15 protein-coding genes and 1 tRNA gene are annotated in these 13,039 nt (G+C 63.7%); 7 read left to right on the top strand and 9 right to left on the bottom strand.

Going from position 1 to position 13,039, the window contains the following annotated elements; translation table 11 throughout:
• Positions 1-25 precede the first annotated feature (25 nt).
• Entirely contained in the window at positions 26-1,054 is a 1,029-nt protein-coding gene (locus tag QA645_RS16480; protein ID WP_283051514.1) for a transporter substrate-binding domain-containing protein, read from the bottom strand.
• A gap of 193 nt (positions 1,055-1,247) precedes the next feature.
• Here QA645_RS16480 and QA645_RS16475 point away from each other — a divergent pair, with 193 nt between their 5' ends.
• The 3 genes from QA645_RS16475 to QA645_RS16465 are packed head-to-tail and all read left to right on the top strand — an operon-like array spanning position 1,248 to position 3,485.
• Positions 1,248-2,156: a LysR family transcriptional regulator gene (locus QA645_RS16475; RefSeq protein ID WP_254132367.1), complete on the top strand. Its 909-nt coding sequence runs from the start codon at positions 1,248-1,250 to the stop codon at positions 2,154-2,156.
• Between the two features lie 5 nt (positions 2,157-2,161).
• Positions 2,162-2,557, top strand: coding sequence for a PaaI family thioesterase (locus QA645_RS16470; protein WP_283051511.1), 396 nt, complete (start codon positions 2,162-2,164; stop codon positions 2,555-2,557).
• Positions 2,558-2,612: 55 nt separating this feature from the next.
• A complete protein-coding gene (locus tag QA645_RS16465; protein ID WP_283051509.1) occupies positions 2,613-3,485 on the top strand; it encodes a PhzF family phenazine biosynthesis protein in 873 nt (290 codons plus the stop codon).
• Positions 3,486-3,611: 126 nt separating this feature from the next.
• Here QA645_RS16465 and QA645_RS16460 read toward each other — a convergent pair whose 3' ends face one another.
• Complete coding sequence (locus tag QA645_RS16460) at positions 3,612-3,830, bottom strand: DUF3126 family protein (RefSeq protein WP_007602550.1); 219 nt, start codon at positions 3,828-3,830, stop codon at positions 3,612-3,614.
• 123 nt (positions 3,831-3,953) lie between these two features.
• Positions 3,954-4,778 carry a serine O-acetyltransferase gene (gene cysE, locus QA645_RS16455; RefSeq protein ID WP_254132370.1) on the bottom strand — a complete coding sequence of 275 codons (825 nt, stop codon included), beginning with the start codon at positions 4,776-4,778 and terminating at the stop codon, positions 3,954-3,956.
• 276 nt (positions 4,779-5,054) lie between these two features.
• On the opposite strand from cysE, the gene QA645_RS16450 reads away from it, so the two are divergent.
• Positions 5,055-6,434, top strand: coding sequence for a hypothetical protein (locus tag QA645_RS16450; RefSeq protein WP_283051506.1), 1,380 nt, complete (start codon positions 5,055-5,057; stop codon positions 6,432-6,434).
• Here QA645_RS16450 and QA645_RS16445 read toward each other — a convergent pair.
• Both QA645_RS16445 and QA645_RS16440 read right to left on the bottom strand, forming a co-directional pair.
• The gene (locus QA645_RS16445) at positions 6,420-7,175 is read right to left on the bottom strand and encodes an alpha/beta hydrolase (RefSeq protein WP_254194327.1); all 756 of its coding nucleotides are present in this window, start codon (positions 7,173-7,175) and stop codon (positions 6,420-6,422) included. The two genes, QA645_RS16450 and QA645_RS16445, sit on opposite strands and share 15 nt — an antisense overlap.
• Before the next feature lie 34 nt (positions 7,176-7,209).
• Positions 7,210-8,346, bottom strand: coding sequence for a hypothetical protein (locus QA645_RS16440; RefSeq protein ID WP_283051504.1), 1,137 nt, complete (start codon positions 8,344-8,346; stop codon positions 7,210-7,212).
• Positions 8,347-8,666: 320 nt separating this feature from the next.
• Between QA645_RS16440 and QA645_RS16435 the strand changes: the two genes are divergently transcribed.
• Both QA645_RS16435 and QA645_RS16430 read left to right on the top strand, forming a co-directional pair.
• Entirely contained in the window at positions 8,667-8,912 is a 246-nt protein-coding gene (locus tag QA645_RS16435; protein WP_007602543.1) for a zinc-finger domain-containing protein, read from the top strand.
• A gap of 19 nt (positions 8,913-8,931) precedes the next feature.
• Positions 8,932-10,134 (top strand): FAD-dependent monooxygenase, encoded by a 1,203-nt coding sequence (locus QA645_RS16430; protein WP_283051502.1) that lies wholly within the window; start codon positions 8,932-8,934, stop codon positions 10,132-10,134.
• A gap of 100 nt (positions 10,135-10,234) precedes the next feature.
• Here QA645_RS16430 and QA645_RS16425 read toward each other — a convergent pair whose 3' ends face one another.
• A complete protein-coding gene (locus QA645_RS16425; protein ID WP_254132375.1) occupies positions 10,235-10,645 on the bottom strand; it encodes a twin-arginine translocation pathway signal in 411 nt (136 codons plus the stop codon).
• Positions 10,646-10,818: 173 nt separating this feature from the next.
• Here QA645_RS16425 and QA645_RS16420 point away from each other — a divergent pair.
• Positions 10,819-10,907, top strand: a tRNA-Leu gene (locus tag QA645_RS16420).
• Positions 10,908-11,010: 103 nt separating this feature from the next.
• Here QA645_RS16420 and QA645_RS16415 read toward each other — a convergent pair.
• Genes QA645_RS16415 through QA645_RS16405 form a run of 3 tightly spaced genes read right to left on the bottom strand, consistent with a single transcriptional unit; the run spans position 11,011 to position 13,030 of the window.
• The gene (locus QA645_RS16415) at positions 11,011-11,508 is read right to left on the bottom strand and encodes an RICIN domain-containing protein (protein WP_283051501.1); all 498 of its coding nucleotides are present in this window, start codon (positions 11,506-11,508) and stop codon (positions 11,011-11,013) included.
• Positions 11,509-11,555: 47 nt separating this feature from the next.
• Positions 11,556-12,464 carry an oxidoreductase gene (locus tag QA645_RS16410; protein WP_283051500.1) on the bottom strand — a complete coding sequence of 303 codons (909 nt, stop codon included), beginning with the start codon at positions 12,462-12,464 and terminating at the stop codon, positions 11,556-11,558.
• Between the two features lie 5 nt (positions 12,465-12,469).
• Positions 12,470-13,030 (bottom strand): TetR/AcrR family transcriptional regulator, encoded by a 561-nt coding sequence (locus QA645_RS16405; protein ID WP_283051498.1) that lies wholly within the window; start codon positions 13,028-13,030, stop codon positions 12,470-12,472.
• Positions 13,031-13,039: the final 9 nt, after the last annotated feature.

The raw sequence follows: 13,039 nt of genomic DNA, 5'->3' as shown, positions 1-13,039 counted from the left end.
GTTGGCTCGCCCGCGACCATGTGGCTCAGTTCCACGGAGGCGAATATTCGGCACCGCCCTTGGTCCACATCGCGTTGGGCGTGCCGGCACGGTCGATGAAGTACGGCGTCTTGGGGCCGAGGTTGCGGTCGTAGATCTCGCCGTAATTGCCGACCGACTTGATCATGCTGGCGACGAAATCATCGGCGACGCCGAAGTCCTTGCCAAAACCGTCCTTCACGCCGAGGAATTTCTGGACGAAAGCGGTCTCGTCCTTCTGCCTGTCGGCGAGATTAGCCGACGTGATGTCCCATTCCTCCGCCTGGAACAGCGCGAAGGTCGCCCAGCGCAGCACGTTGCGCCATTTGGAATCGTTGGCAATGACGAAACCCGCGAACGGCGACTTGTTGAGAGTCTCGGGCAGGATGGTGAAGTCGTCCGGCTTGGGCGAGTTGCCACGCCAGGCCGCAAGCGCCGATTTATCCGTCGACATCGCGTTGCAGCGGTCGCTTTGCAGCGCGCCAAACAGCTTCTCGAGATTCTCGAAGGTGAGAACTTTTGTGGTCTTGAAACCGCGCACGCGGACGAAGGCAGCGAGCGTGGCTTCGGTGCCGGAGCCCTGCGTCGTGCAGATCGTCGCGCCGTCCAGCTCGGCCACGGATTTCACGCCGGATGCCGACTTCACCATCATGCCGGTGCCGTCGTAGAAATTGATCGGCAGGAAATCGATGCCGACCGCGGATTCGCGCACCGGCTTGACCGTCGTGTGCGCAAAGACGACATCGGCCTGTCCGGTCTGAAGAGCGTTGAAGCGGCTCTTGTCGGTGACGATGACGAAGTTGACCTTGCTGGCATCGCCGAGAACGGCCGCGGCCATGGCGCGGCAGAAATCGGCATCCAACCCCTCGATCTTGCCGGTCTTGGTGTTGAGGTAGCCGAAGCCGGGAGCGGTGTTGTCGGTGCCGCAGTTGAGGATGCCGCGCTGCTTGACGTTGTCGAGGACGGAGGCGGATGCACCGCTTGCCCACAGCGATGCTGCGGCGAGCGCAGCGATCAGGAATTTGGAACGAGCCATCTGAAACCCCTCTTTGCCTGTTGTCGTCCAACGCGTGTCAGCCGGGCTTGGGATGTGCTCCTCTTGTGACGACCCGAACTGCTCTGGGAGTAAGGCTACAGCCGCAAAACAATTCTGGTCTACTTAATTAATTTCGCGATATACATTAGAGAATATGCATGATTGTGTTCTGGGCATTTGCTGGAGCTAAAGGATGGATTTCGCCCGACTCCGCACGCTTCGTGAGCTTTCGCTGCGAAAAACAATGGCAGCGGTGGCCGAGGCTCTGCTGATCTCTCCCTCGGCGGTTTCTCAGCAAATCGCGCAGCTCGAGGACGAGACCGGCGTCGAACTGGTCGAGCGCAGGGGCCGCGGCGTACGGCTGACGCCGGCGGGACAGCGACTGGCAGACCATGCCGGGCGGGTCATCGGCGTCCTGGAGGAAGCAAAGACCGACCTTGCGGAGCTGAAGAAGACCGTCGCGGGCGAATTGCGCGTCTCGGCTTTTCCCTCGGTCGCCGCATCGCTCATTCCGCCGACGATCAGGGCGATGTCGGCGCGCTTCCCTGATCTGGTGACGATATTCGAGGAGCTCGAGCCCGACGACAGCCTGGCCGCGCTGCGCGCCTGGCAGACGGATGTCGCGATCGTCGACGACCTGACGACGTCAGCAAGCCTCTCGGAGACGCAGGTCGAGATGCTGCATCTTCTCGACGATCATCTCCACGTCCTGCTGCCGCGCGACCATCCGCTGGCCGAGCGTCCTCACCTCACCCTGCCCGAGTTGGCGGCGGAACGATGGGTCCTCGACACGACGTCCGCGACCTATTCGGACGTGATCGTCGGCGCCTGCCGCAGCGCCGGCTTCGATCCCATCGTCAATGCGCGCTGCCACAGTTTCGAAGTGGTCAGGGCGATGGTCGAGGCAGGCTGCTCGGTATCGATCAATCCCGGCTTGCGCGGTCGCGACCATATCGGCACGTTGCGGCTGAAGGAGATCAAGCCGATCATCACGCGGCGGATCTTCGTGGCGTTTCGCACCGGTGAACGACGCAATCCGGCGATCGCCGAATTCGTCAGCGCGCTTCGGGTGGTGGCTGAGTCGATGAAGGCGCAGCGGTGATCGCTATGAGTGATGCAGCAGCAAACCTGCCACCGGGCGCCCGGCTCCTGGGACGCGAATGGATTGGCTTTGACGAAAGCGGAGACGCCGTGATCCGCTTCCAGGCTCAACCCGCCTTCACCAACAGACACGGGACCGTCCAGGGCGGATTTCTCGCGGCGATGCTGGACTCCGCGACCGGAATTTGCGCGCTCGCAAAACTCTCGCCCGACCTGACGGTGGTCACCAGGAGCCTCGACACGCGCTTCCTGAAACCTGCGGCGGTGGGAGCCATCACGGCACGGGCGCGCGTGATCGAGCAGACGGAGCGCGACATGGTGGTGCAAGCCGAGCTCGTCGATGCCGAAGGCATCACGGTCGCCGACGCAACGGCGCGGCTACGCATTCTTGCAAAGAAATAGATTTTGTGGCGGGAACTACCGCAAAACGACTTCAACGCATGGAATGGAGACAGATATGCCCCGCGCCTTCAAAGTCGTCGACGCGTTTTCGGCAAAGCCGCTCCTGGGCAATCCCGTCGCAGTCGTCCTCGATGGTTCGGGACTGACCGACAACGACATGCAGGCCATCGCCGGTTGGACGAACCTTTCCGAAACGACGTTCGTTCTGCCGCCGACCAAGCCCGGCGCGGACTATCGTCTGCGGATTTTCAACCCGGCCGCGGAAATGCCGTTCGCCGGCCATCCGACATTGGGGAGCGCCCACGCCGTCCTGGAAGCCGGCGTCGCGCGGCCGAGGCATGGCAAGCTCGTTCAGGAGTGCGGTGTCGGGTTGGTGGACGTTGCGGTGAATGGCGAGGGTCCCGATCGGATTTTGACTCTCACGCTTCCGCCGGCGACGGTGACCTCACTGACAGACGATGAGATTGACGAGGTTGAAGCGATCCTGCGGCACCCGATCTTGCGCGATGCCAGGCCCGCGATCATCAATGTCGGGGCCGTCTGGATCATCGCGCAGCTGGCAAGCATCGGCGCCGTGCTCGGCCTGCAGCCCGATCTGGTCCGCTCGGCCGCGTTCGAAAGGCGCAAGGGTGCAACCGGCATCACGGTGTTCGCGACGCATTCCGAAGGCAGTCATGACATCGAGGTCAGGACCTTTGCCCCGTCCTGCGGCGTCAATGAAGACCCGGTCTGCGGAAGCGGCAATGGCAGCGTTGCCGTGTTCCGGTCGACGCGGGGCCTGCTGCCTGCCGGCGGGACGCGCTACAAATCCGAGCAAGGCAGGCGTGTCGGGCGCGATGGCAAGATCAGCGTTGCGGTCGACGCAGACGGTCGCGTTCACGTCGGCGGAGCCTGCGTTACGACCGTCGACGGCCTGATCGCATCATAGCGCGGGTCCGTCTTCGACGGATCTCGCGCTCGACCCGTACGGTCATTGCGAGCGAAGCGAAACAATCCGGTTCCCTTCGCGGAGACAGCCTGGATTGCTTGGCTTCGCTCGCAATGACGAAAGTGGCTATTCCTGATCGACCAGATCGTCCTCGAGGATCGCCATCTGGAACTGGAACGAGCGATCATCGTCCTCGTCGTCGACGAAGAGCACGCCGATGAACTCCTCGCCGATATAGACCTCGGCGCTGTCATCCTTCTTCGGCCGCGGCACGACGCGGATCTTGGGATTGCCGAATACGCGCTTCAGATACGCATCGAGCTTTCTGACTTCTTTGACGTCCACGGCAAGTCTCCGATCAAAATTGGTCGGCGGGTTTTAGGACGAGACGCGGCGAACCGCCAGCAGGAATTGCCAAAGAATTTGGGGACGAAAAGGGCCGGAGAATCCGGCCCTTAACGCGCGAGTCTAGAGCCCCATCGCGTTGATCATCTGGTCCATGGTGCGCGACGGCTCGGCGCAGCCGGCCTCGCCCACGATCTTGGCCGGCACGCCCGCGACGGTGACGTTGTGCGGCACCGGCTTGACCACGACCGAGCCGGCCGCGATGCGCGCGCAATGGCCGATCTCGATGTTGCCGAGGATCTTGGCGCCGGCGCCGATCAGCACGCCATGGCGAATCTTGGGATGACGGTCCTCGTTCTCCTTGCCGGTGCCGCCGAGCGTGACGCCGTGCAGGATCGAGACGTCGTCCTCGATCACAGCCGTCTCACCGCAGACGAAGCCGGTGGCGTGGTCGAGGAAGATGCCGCGGCCGATGCGCGCGGCGGGATTGATGTCGGTCTGGAACACCGCGGACGCGCGGCTCTGGAGATAATACGCAAAATCCTTGCGGCCCTTCAGATAGAGCCAGTGCGCGAGGCGATGGGTCTGGATCGCATGGAAGCCCTTGAAGTAGAGCAAGGGATCGATGAAGCGCGAGGTCGCGGGATCGCGGTCGTAGACGGCGACGAGATCGGCGCGGAAGGCGTTGCCCAAATCAGGATCGTCGCGCAGCGCCTCGTCGAAGGTCTGGCGCACCAGATCGCCCGACAGCGCGGCGTGATCGAGCCGGTCGGCGACGCGGTGGACCACCGAATCCTCGAGGCGGCTGTGATGCAGCACCGTCGAATAGATGAAGGTCGCAAGCTCGGGCTCGCGATGGACGATGTCCTCCGCCTCGCCGCGGATCCGGTCCCAGATCGGATCGAGCGTTGCGAGCTTTCCTCCCGGATTGACCTGATGCACTGCCATGGGATCTGCTCTTTCGAATTGGCTCGTTTGGCTGGGTCTATACCACAGTCTAGACGACAAAGTCCTGACCGGCTTGCCTGAGAGTGAACAGCGCCTTGCCCCGCGAAAGCATACCAACGCGTTGAAACACAAGAGTTTCCCGGAACGCCCCCAAGCGGCAAGGTCGGCTTGAAATGGTCAGAGTTGCGCCAAATTCAAGCCGGGCGGCGTCAAACTATTGGTGAATTTCGTCTCAACCGTTATTGCGGGCATGGTCCGGACGAGGACGGAGCGGATTTGAGCATCACCACCGACAGTTTGCGCAGGCGCGCCACGGATAGCTTTTGGCTGCGGCTGGCGGCGGTGGCACTGCCCCTCCTCCTGATCGCGCCGGCGTTCTGGAACGGCTATCCGCTGTTACAATGGGATACCGGCGGCTATCTGGCGCGCTGGTACGAGGGCTATCTGGTCCCCAGCCGCTCCACCGTGTTCGGCCTCTATCTGCATTACGGCGAGAATTTCGGCTTCTGGATCAACCTCGCGATCCAGTCGCTGGCGACGCTATGGCTGTTGCAACTGACGCTGCGCGTGCTGGGCTTGATGCAGACATTCCGCTTCGTCGCGATCAGCCTGCTGCTGATCCTGTCGACGGCCCTGCCCTGGCTCGCCAGCATGCTCCTCACCGACATCTTTGCGGGACTGTCGATCCTGTCGCTGTTCCTGCTGATCGTCGGCGCAGGCCGGACGTCGACGCTCGAAAAGATCTCGCTGTTCGTCTTTACCGCCTTTGCCGCCGCGACCCACAGCGCCACGCTCGGCGTGCTGCTCGGGCTGTGCGCCGCCGGCTGGATAATGCGGCCGTTCCTCGGGCCTCGCCTCCCGATGGCCGGGCTGGCGCAGGCGAGCCTGACGATTGTCGTCGGCGGCTTGATGCTGGTGTCGGCGAACCATGCGCTGTCAGGCAAATGGGCCTGGACGCCCGGCGGCACCGGCGTCGCCTTCGGCCGCATGATGCAGGACGGCATCGTTGCGCAATATTTGAACGACCACTGCCCGCGCGAGAACTTCAAGCTCTGTCCCTATCGCAACGAGCTGCCGGCGACCGCCGATGAGTTCCTGTGGGGCCACAGCATGTTCAACACGCTCGGCCGCTTCGAGGGCATGAACGACGAGATGGGCACCATCGTCGTGCAATCGCTCGCGGCCTATCCGGCCTGGCAGGCCGAGGCGGCCTTGCGCGCGATGGGGCAGCAATTGCTGCATGTGGCGACCGGCGAAGGCACCAGCGGCTGGATTCCCCATACCTACGGCATCATCGAGCGCTACATCCCGACGCAGGTGGCCGCGATGCGCGAGGCGCGGCAGCAGCAATGGGGCCTCGATTTCAGCTACGTCAACTGGCTGCACGTGCCGGTCGCACTGGTCTCGATGCTGGGACTGCTCGCACTGCTCGGACGCGCGCTCGGCGATCGGAAGCTCGACGATCTGACGCTGCTGGCCGCGACGGTGACGCTGGCGCTGCTCGGCAACGCCTTCATCTGCGGCATCATCTCGGGGCCGCACGACCGCTACGGCGCGCGCATGGTGTGGGTTGCGACCTTCGTGGTGCTGATGGCGCTGTTCCGCTCGATCGGCGACGACGACGAGCCAGCGGACGAGGCCTCAGCCGCGGCGTGACAGGAAGTCGAGCACGCCGGTCTTGTAGACCTTGTCGCCGACCGCGCGCATGTGATCGCGGCCCGGGATGTCGAGCACTTCCGAGCCGGGGATGATCGCACCGAGCGCGCTGGCAGAGCCCGCAACATCATCAAGGCTACCGACCGCGATCAGCACGGGCACGTCGATGCGCGCCGCCTCCTCCCTGGTCATGAGATCGCGCGTGCCGCGCAGGCAGGCGGCGAGCGCGCGGCGGTCGGATCGGGTCTGGTCCGCAAACGCACGAAAGGTGCGGCCGACGGGATCGGTGACGTCGTCGAGCGAGGGCGCTTCCAGCGCCTTGGCGACGTTCTCGCCGGGCCCGGTGCCCTCGATCAGGCCGCCGATGCCGATGCCGCCGAGGATCGCCGAGCGCAGGCGCTGCGGCTCGTTCAGCCCAAGCCAGGCCGTCATCCGCCCGCCCATCGAATAGCCCATGATGTCGGCCTGCGGGATGGCGAGATGATCCATCAGCGCGAGCACGTCGCCGGCCATGGTCGGAATCGAGTACTGCGCGGACTCGTAGAGTTTTGCGCTGTCGCCATGGCCGCGATTGTCCAGCGCAATGACGCGGCGGCCGTTCTTGCGCAGCTCCGAGACCCAGGTCGGGTAGACCCAGTTCACGTTCTTGCTCGAGGCAAAGCCGTGCACCAGGATGATCGGATCGCCCTCGCCTTCGTCGAGATAGGCAATTTCAACAGCGCCGTTGTGAAAGCTCGGCATCAGCAGTTCCGCAGATTTGAGGGAAAGGGTGATCTTAGGCCGTGACGGCCGCACTGGCCAGAGCGGCCTCGGCGGCGGCCTGTGCCCGGCGCAGCCGCCGGGCCCGCCTGCGATCGCACCAGGCTTGCGTCAGGCGCTCGGTGGTGGCCTTGATCGAGGACAGCAGGCCGAACAGCGTCAGTGCCGCACCGAACAGCCACAGCGTGAGATCGAACGCGCCGCCGACGAGCAGCAGCGCGCCGCGGCCGAGCAGCTTCATGATCGCGCGTGTCTTGCCGCCCTGCGCTTCCGCAAGCCGCGCCGCGCGCGCGACGTCTTTCGGGCCCTCCGCGATGCGCAGCGTGTCCATGGCGCCGCGCGTGCCGGTCTTCTCGGCCACGCGCGTGACGTCCTTGCCGAGCCGGACCAGCGCCCCGGCCTTCTCGACGCGGAACGCGGCCTTGATCGCGCTCACCGTCTCGCCCGGACGCAGCACCGAGCCGGAGGCAACTGCGTTCTGCAGCATCGGCGTGTCGACCACCTCGCGCGCGGAACGGCCGGCCCATGTGGCGAGACCTTCGCCGAGCCGCCCGACCTTGCGCGCATCCTTCACCAGCGTCAGCCCGGCCCGCACCGGCGCGGCACCTCCGGCTGACACATAGGTCACGGCCGTCACCGCGAGGCCCGCGGTCGCAAGGCCGAGCACGAGACGATCGGTGTCCTCGCCCATGGCGAGATGCTTGCTCTCGCGGACGACGTCCCTGATATCGCCGATCACGAAGAGATCGCCGGCCACGGTCCCGGACAGGCTCGCGACATCGTCGGCATTGCCGGTGACGAGCCCCGTGGCGAAACGCTTGGCAAAATGCGAGGTCGAATTTTCGGTTTTGACGGCATCGCCGACCCGGCTCAGGAGATCATCGGGCAGCGCGATGTTGCGGTCACGCGCGAGCGCGACAAAACTGTCGGCGAGATCGGCATCGCCCGCGACGAGCGCCGCCTCGATATTGTCCTGGACCAGGCGGTCGTTGTTCGCGAGAGCCGCATCGAGCTTGAGCTCGGACAGGGCGGCGGGATCGTCCTGGGCGGCGAGAATCGCGCCGGCGTCGCGGGCATGCGGCGCTACCTGCGCGAGCACAAGGCTGCATGCAGCGATCCCGGTCAACGCTGAGCTGATTCGCAGCCACTTCATGTTGAAAGCCTGGACGGTCCTAAGATCGGTTGCCTAAGATCGGTTGCGCCTGATCGTTCGTCTTTTGCCGCAATTGGACGCGTCCACAGACATAGTATGCCAAAATTGCGACACAACGTCCCCGACGAAAGAAGGGCTTCTCTCAGGCCGCAAGATTGTGTCGAATTTGCATGAGCAAATGAGCATGGGGCAATTGCGAACCTTTCGGTTCCGGCGGGCTAGCAATCACCTGCACCCATCAGTATGGTCCGCGGCGTCGAAATTATGCCGCGTCACCGCTGATTGTGTCTGCCGCCATTGCCACTCCAGGATGAACTACGATGTCCGACCATGTCGTCCCGCACTTCCATAACGATGCCGGTGTCCCCGTCATCGAGATCGGCTCGCAAGAGTTCATGTGCGTCGGCGCCAACCCTCCGTTCGATCATCCGCACGTCTTCCTGGACCTCGGCAACGACAACGAGATCATCTGCCCGTACTGCTCGACGCTGTACCGCTTCGCGGCCGACCTGAAAGCGGGCGAAGCCCGTCCGCCGGAATGCGTCTTGAAGGACAAGGTCGCCTGACCGCTCAACTCGGTCAGGGGTGGCCCTCCCGCGAACGATCGTCATTGCCGGTGCCGGAATCGGAGGACTGACGGCTGCGCTTGCGCTCGCCGCCCGCGGATTTCGCATCGTCGTGCTGGAAAAGGCCGAGCGGCTCGAAGAGGTCGGCGCCGGCCTGCAACTCTCCCCCAATGCCAGCCGCGTGCTGGTCGAGCTCGGTCTGACCGAACGGCTGAAGCAGCGCGCTGTCGTGCCCGAAGCGGTCTCGATCATGAGCGCGCGCGCCGGCGGCGAACTTTTGCGGATGCCGCTCGGCGAGGCCGCAGCAATACGCGCCGGCGCCCCCTATTGGGTGGTCCACCGCGCCGATCTGCAATCCGCGCTCGCAGGCGCCGTCGCGGATCATCCCGATATCGACCTGAAACTGGGCGCGACATTCGAGGATGTCGCACCCCATGCCAAGGGACTGACGGTGGTCCATCGCAGCGGAACCATCCGCCGCAGCGATCTCGCCAGCGCCCTGATCGGTGCCGACGGCATCTGGTCGACAGTCCGCCAACATATGTTTCCCGAGGTGCAGCCGCGCTTCTCCGGACTGATCGCCTGGCGCGGCACGCTGGATGCCACGCAGCTGCCCAAGGACTACACCGCGCGGCGGGTGCAGCTCTGGATGGGCGCGAACGCCCATCTCGTCGCCTACCCGATCGCCGGCGGCCGCCAGCTCAATGTGGTGGCGGTGCTGCCGGGCACCTGGAACAGGCCGGGCTGGAGCACGCCAGGCGATCCCTCCGAGGTGATGGACGCCTTCGCCGCACCACGCTGGCCGCCGATGGCGCGGATGATGCTCGCGGCGGTCGAGAGCTGGCGCAAATGGGCGCTGTTCGGCGTACCGGACGGATGTCCCTGGAGCGAGGGCCCGGTCGCGCTGCTCGGCGACGCCGTGCACGCGATGCTGCCGTTCGCGGCCCAAGGCGCCGGCATGGCGATCGAGGATGCAGCCATGCTCGCCCGGCATCTGAGCATCGAAGCTGCCGAGAACGCAGGCAGCGTCGCGGCTGCGCTGAAGCAATATGGCCTGATGCGTCAGGTCCGTGTCAGGAAGGTACAGCGGACCGCGCGGCAGCAGGGCCGGATCTATCATCTCGGCGGCCCCTTCGCGCTCGCGCGCGATCTCGCCATCCGCGCGCTCGGGCCGGAGCGCATGCTGGCGCGGCAGGACTGGATCTACGGCTGGCGTCCCTAGAGCATGATCCGGAAAAGTGCGCAGCGGTTTTCCCTCGCGACAAACGCGGAACGCGTTTGCGCGGAGTTCATGCTCAAAGAAACTAACGGACGCGGAAGCCTCAGCGTTTCGGCGCGGGCTTGATGTCCGGCCGTTGCGGCGCGGCCGCCACCGGTGGCGTATTGGGCGGCGTTTCCCGGCACTTGTTGCGGCGCCAGGCGTCGTCGGCCAACTGCGCCATGCCACGAACCGCGACGTAATCGTTACGATAGGCAAGCTCGGACACGACGGCGCCGCCGGCCCCGGTCTCCGCCTTGTTCATCAGCTTCTGCAAATCGGCGGTGCGGTCGGCGAGCGCCTTGCGCTCCCCTTCGAGCTGCTTGCAGTCGTACAATTCGTATCGGGCGGGATCGGCAAAGGCCGGAGCGATCGTCTCGCTCACGCCGGCGCAGCCGGAGAGCGCGAAGCCCGCCGCGACCAGCGCGGCAACCGCGCAGCACGCGCGCAGGGAAGAGGAAAGCGAAGCAGGCATGGCCGGAAAAATAGTCCCCGTGAATTGAGAATGCCTAAAGCAGGGCCAGATGTCCGGATTGAGGCTTTGCCTTGTGGCGCCGGCTCGCTTAAGGAAAGAACCGCCTGTCCGGCGCACCAGCGCCAATTCCAGACCGCTGGACAGGACTTAAGTGTTTGATCTCGTTGGATCAAGCGGGCATGGCGGAATTGGTAGACGCAAGGGACTTAAAATCCCTCGGTGCGCAAGCGCTGTGCCGGTTCGACCCCGGCTGCCCGCACCAACGGACGAGGTGGTCATTTCACGAACTTTCCGGCACCATTATTTTTCGCCCTCATCATCCTCATTCACCGCAAGAGACGCCGACGGCCGAACAGGACCTAGCGCTAGAACCATGGATCCTGCTTGATCAATCTCCACTGCTGGGAGCTTGAGTTCTGCATCGGCAGGAGAATGATCGAGGAGTTCGTCTCGCTTGAGGATGCCGTAACGTACAGGCGAGTGCCTTTGAGCCTGATGACGTAGACGTCACCCCTGTCCCGGATGAACTCCCAATATTGCGCCTTGTCGCCGCTTAGCGGCTGCTGCCACAGAGCAGTTTGCGGAACGGGAGCTGCAGACGGTTGCAGTGTCTTGCCGGTGTAGAGATTTTGCAGCTGATAGGTATTGCGCTCAACCTGGATGAATTTCCAGGTCATGCATTTCCAACTCCAGTGATCGTAGAGAATGATGGCGTTGCCATCCTCGGTTTTTGCGGCGTAGGGACGCAGGTTCTTCTCGGACTGAACGTTTTGAATGGCGTACGTGCTTCCCGCCTCCTGCGCGCGAGACGCGCCCGTCAGAGTCAGGACGAACGTTATCAGCGAAATGGCAAGCTTCTTCATACCGTGTCCGGAATTTGCTGAGGCGTAGGCGGCCTCTGTCTTTGAACTCAGAATTGGAAGCGAACACCCGACATGCGTTCGAGCTCATCGACGAGGATGCGGCCAGCCTCAGCGTCGTCGGCGAGAGGCGCGGTCTTATCTTCGATCGGATGACCACGCAGTCTCATGAAGCCGCCTGGTCCATAATAACCACCGGGCTTCACGGCCCTGGATGTCGCAGCCATAAGCGTCGGCTCCGCTCCCATGGCAGCGTTCTGGATCAACGGATACAGGGCAAAGGCCGAAAGCAGCATGAGCGTGCTGGTGTCGGCGAAGAGATTTGTCTTTGACGCACCTGGATGGCAGATAACCGACAGCAGGCGGTCCCCGGCCCGCCTTTGTAGCTCTCTCGCTACCAAGACATTTGCAAGCTTGGTTTTCGCGTAGGCTTTGATGGGTTTGTAGCCTTGCCTGGAATCGAGGTCCGCGATGGGGACCGGCCCCCCCATCGCGTGGGTGCCGGATGCGACTGTCACCACGCGCGGCGCGCTCGATCGGAGCAATGCAGGAAGCAACATCGCTGTAAGCCGGTACGGGCCCAGGACATTCGTCGCAAACTGCAGCTCGTGGCCATCCACGCTTTCCCGGCGATCCGGGAGCGCCATGACACCCGCGTTGTTGATCAGCACGTCAATCGACTGAGGCTGTGCCAGCTGGCTTTCCGCAAAGGCTTTGACCGATGTCGGGTTTGAGAGGTCGAGTTTGCCGGTGGCGACCTTCGCGTTTGGCACGATATCAAGGATGCGGTGAGCCGCCTCTTCAGCCTTGGCCTGGTTGCGGGAGGCGATCGTCACCTCAGCTTCGGCCCGTGCCAGCTCAAGGGCTGCATGCCAGCCAATGCCGCTGTTCGCACCGGTCACGACGATGCGCTTGCCGGCTTGCGAAGGGATATCCTTCACCGTCCATTCGTTAGTCATACTCATTACTTTCGTTTGTTGAGAGACGGTGCGAAGCGAGCAGCGAGAAGCTCCACGCGCTCTTTCAGTACCGTCGTGGTGGGCTCATCGCCGAGAAGCCCATCAAGCGCGAGCAGGAACACCTCGGCGGCCGCTTCATCGCCGCCAAGGATCGTCGCAACGCATTCCGACGCCACGCGACGGTGCAGTGCTTCGATTTCAGGATCTATCCGTTCGCAGACGTCAAAGAATTCGCCGGCCATCGGTGCCCCAACCATGTCGGCCCACGGCTCGACGACCATCAGCCTGCAAACTTCGATCAGGCGTTCAACTGGTGCACCACTTCGATCCGCCGCTGTTCTGGCCGCCGGGTGGCGCGAGACCAACCACTCTGCGAAGACTGCGGTGAAGATGTCCTCCTTATCCTTGAAGGTCCGGTACAGCAGCGTACGCGAGATGGTCGCGCGTTTCGCAATGTCGTCGAGCGACGTTTTCGAAAAACCAAAATTGAGAAAACACCAGCGGGCAGCCGTGAGAATCTTCAGCCGCCGCGCCTCTGCTTCGTCCTGGGTGAGCTTGTTTGACATCGCGAACTC

The sequence above is a fragment of the Bradyrhizobium sp. CIAT3101 genome (assembly GCF_029714945.1).
Classification (GTDB): domain Bacteria; phylum Pseudomonadota; class Alphaproteobacteria; order Rhizobiales; family Xanthobacteraceae; genus Bradyrhizobium.
Note: the sequence above shows the minus strand (reverse complement) of the source record. Positions and strands in the feature narration are given on the sequence as shown.